This window comes from Microvirga sp. GN3 (assembly GCF_055792825.1).
Map to the genome: position 1 here is coordinate 1 of NZ_JBVVAK010000333.1, position 2,722 is coordinate 2,722.

A 2,722-nucleotide genomic window follows, 5' to 3' on the forward strand; every position below is an offset into this window, starting at 1 on the left:
CCCGCGGCGAGATCTTCCGGGCGCATTCGTTCGAGCTCGCCTGTGCGCAGAACGACATCGATCACCGCTTGACCAAGCCGCGCCATCCCTGGACGAACGGACAGGTTGAGCGCATGAACCGGACCCTCGAGGACGCGACCGTCAGGCGCTACTACTACGACACCCACGACCAGCTGCGGGGTCACCTGGGCGACTTCCTCGCCGCCTACAACTTCGCCCGCCGGCTCAAGACCCTGCGCGGCCTCACCCCCTACGAGTACATCTGCAAGATCTTTACAAGCGAGCCGCAACGCTTCAGGCTCGACCCGCTCCACCAAATGCCGGGACTAAACATCCCTAAGCGGCGTCTTGATCATGATAAGCTCGCCTTTCTCCGCATAGCGGCATTGGCAGTCAGTGTCCCTCGCCTTGGCCCGTCACCTTCGAGTTAGAGATTTCTGAAAACGCGACCGTCAGGACATGCTGGTTGGCTCTGTCCGTGATCTCAAAACTCCAGTCGTGCCGATCCTCGCTATTCTGATCACCTTCCGTGATCATGGCGCGGGCTTTGGCGAGCGCGTTCTTTCGGGCGATCTGGAGGCTCGGGTACGTCTCTCCTTCCGGGTCTTCGATGAGGCCGTTCGGCGTCCTGATGTTGAAGTAGTACAGAGCCGGTTGGGCCTCATGCTTGGATGCAAGATGCGGCTCATGGGAAGGTTGCCCAGAGCGCGGCGCACTGCCCTCATTGTCCCACCGTCTGAGGTCGTCACGCTGGCTCGGTCGTTTGGGGGCCTTACTCATGCTGAGATTAGACGCCGGGGAGCAGGTTTTTTGATGTCCATCACACCTCGAACGATCTGAGTCGTCGCGAGGCCCTTGCGGATTCCTCGGCACCAAAGCGGCGTTTGCTCCCAGGCATCTTCAAGCTGACAACGGGCATATCCTTGCCGCTGGGGACAGCGTATACTTCCATGCGATGAGGAGGGCAGGATGTTCAGAAGAATCAAGTCTTTCCTTTCTTTTGAGAACGAAGCGCTCGTTGTTGCAGGTCTCGCGTTCTTGTTTTGTGGGGCGGTAATCATGGGCTTCATGTAATGCTCTCCCAAACCTTGGTCGCGCTGCTCCTGATGGCTGCTGTTGTTGTGATCGACGTGCTCGCGATTAGGTCTGGATAGTGAGAAAGCCTCTGATAGCGAAGACGGAATCTCAGATGCGCTGACCCAGAGGTGGCTCATGGCCTATATGATGTTTCAGTATGACCGTCCGACCGACACCCAGAACTGGAACAACTATAACCGACATGTTCGCGACTGGATCGCCCAGCTTCTGAAGATGCCTGGAGCCGTATCCTTCATGGCCTATCGCAGCGCTCATCAGGACAGCCCTGACACGTTCACCTTGCTGGAGTTCCGCACCATGCAGGAGGCTCGCCAAGCCGCAATGTCTGAGCCGATGAAGCGTGTTCTCGACGAGTTGCGGACCGTTGGCGCGGTGGCCAAGGTGCTGCTGCTTGAGCGCTCGCCGTTCACGCCCGAGCCCATCCTGGCTGAAATCCAGGATTCAGAGATCGACCCAGCCACACCAGTTTGACGGCATTGCCTTGCGCTTCTCGGCCACCTCCTACCGCTGATGCAGGTCAGTTCCCCTTGATGGCGTCATGCCTGCTCCTTCCACATGGCCAATGGCCTGAAGCCGGGCGCCAATCCCGAACTGATCGAGAGTTGCTCTAGGCAAGCGAATGAACGTGCCAATCCGGTTCTTCAGGAACTCGAAGGCGCGAACAAAGGCTTGCTCCTTGTCCGCATCGGAACCTTCGACAGCGGCGGGGTCCTCGATGCCCCAATACGCGAGTGCGGGATGTCCCAGCCACACCGGACACGCCTCACCAGCCGCGCTGTCGCAGACGGTGAGCACGAAGTCCATGACAGGGGCTCCCGGAGCCGCGAACTCGTCCCAGCTTTTCGAGCGATACCCGTCTGTCGGATAGTCGTGGTCACCCAGCACCTTCAGCGCCAGCGGGTTGACGGTGCCCTTCGGCTGGCTGCCTGCCGAGTAGGCTGTGAAGCGACCCGCGCCATCCTTGCGCAGAATGCCTTCCGCCAGGATCGACCGGGCTGAGTTGCCGGTGCAGAGGAACAAAACATTGTAGGTTCGCTCGGTCATGGGTGGCCTCTCTGTAACGGAGATTGCAACTCGGCCCCGTGCTCCGAAGCGTCAAGCCCCTGCGGCTGAAGTGCTGGTTTTACAAAGCCGGTGGCCTTCCCCGCTTGGGGCCGAAGGAGCGTGCAGGTGTACCTGGGAACAGCGACACGTGCGTGTGCTGGGCGACCCACTCCTCACCCACAGCCTGCCGCCCGAGCACCACCGTCGCTCGTCCGGGCCGATCAAACGCCTTGCCGTCCTCGGTGTAGCCGGTGGACTCGAACACCGCCATGCCGACCGCCGTGAGGCGGTCGCCCGAGATGAGGGTGCGCAGATCATCAAGACGCCACCGGAACTGGTCGATCTGGCCCCAGACGTGACGCCACTGCTCTCGTTCGGTCGCCTCGCGCCCCATCGTGAACGCTGTGAAGGAGCCGAAGGTGATCATGTCTTCGGCAAAGAGCGGGCGGGAGACCACGAAATCCACCGTTTGAATACAGACCTGGAGCTTCTGAAACCAGCGGCGGATCAGGGCAACATCCTCGTCGTGCTCAGCCATGACGGCCTCCTGGAACTGAGGCTTGCGGGCCGATGGTGCGCG

5 protein-coding genes are annotated in these 2,722 nt (G+C 60.5%); 2 read left to right on the plus strand and 3 right to left on the minus strand.

Translation table 11 applies throughout. The annotated features are described in order from the left end of the window. Positions 1 to 431, plus strand: a 431-nt coding sequence (locus ACS5Q1_RS47415) for an integrase core domain-containing protein (protein WP_473104708.1), incomplete at its 5' end; no start/stop codon positions are given. On the opposite strand, the gene ACS5Q1_RS47420 is transcribed toward ACS5Q1_RS47415, so the two are convergent. Continuing rightward, positions 394 to 780, minus strand: a complete 387-nt coding sequence (locus ACS5Q1_RS47420; protein ID WP_473104709.1) for a DUF6894 family protein — start codon at positions 778 to 780, stop codon at positions 394 to 396. The two genes, ACS5Q1_RS47415 and ACS5Q1_RS47420, sit on opposite strands and share 38 nt — an antisense overlap. A gap of 432 nt (positions 781 to 1,212) precedes the next feature. Here ACS5Q1_RS47420 and ACS5Q1_RS47425 point away from each other — a divergent pair, with 432 nt between their 5' ends. Next, positions 1,213 to 1,569 carry a hypothetical protein gene (locus tag ACS5Q1_RS47425; RefSeq protein WP_473104710.1) on the plus strand — a complete coding sequence of 119 codons (357 nt, stop codon included), beginning with the start codon at positions 1,213 to 1,215 and terminating at the stop codon, positions 1,567 to 1,569. Positions 1,570 to 1,599: 30 nt separating this feature from the next. Here the strand turns inward: ACS5Q1_RS47425 and ACS5Q1_RS47430 are convergent, their stop codons facing one another. Together ACS5Q1_RS47430 and ACS5Q1_RS47435 are read right to left on the minus strand one after the other, a co-directional pair. Then, positions 1,600 to 2,142 (minus strand): arsenate reductase ArsC, encoded by a 543-nt coding sequence (locus ACS5Q1_RS47430; RefSeq protein WP_473104711.1) that lies wholly within the window; start codon positions 2,140 to 2,142, stop codon positions 1,600 to 1,602. A gap of 79 nt (positions 2,143 to 2,221) precedes the next feature. Continuing rightward, positions 2,222 to 2,722: YybH family protein (locus tag ACS5Q1_RS47435; RefSeq protein ID WP_473104712.1), on the minus strand; the 501-nt coding region annotated here is incomplete at its 5' end.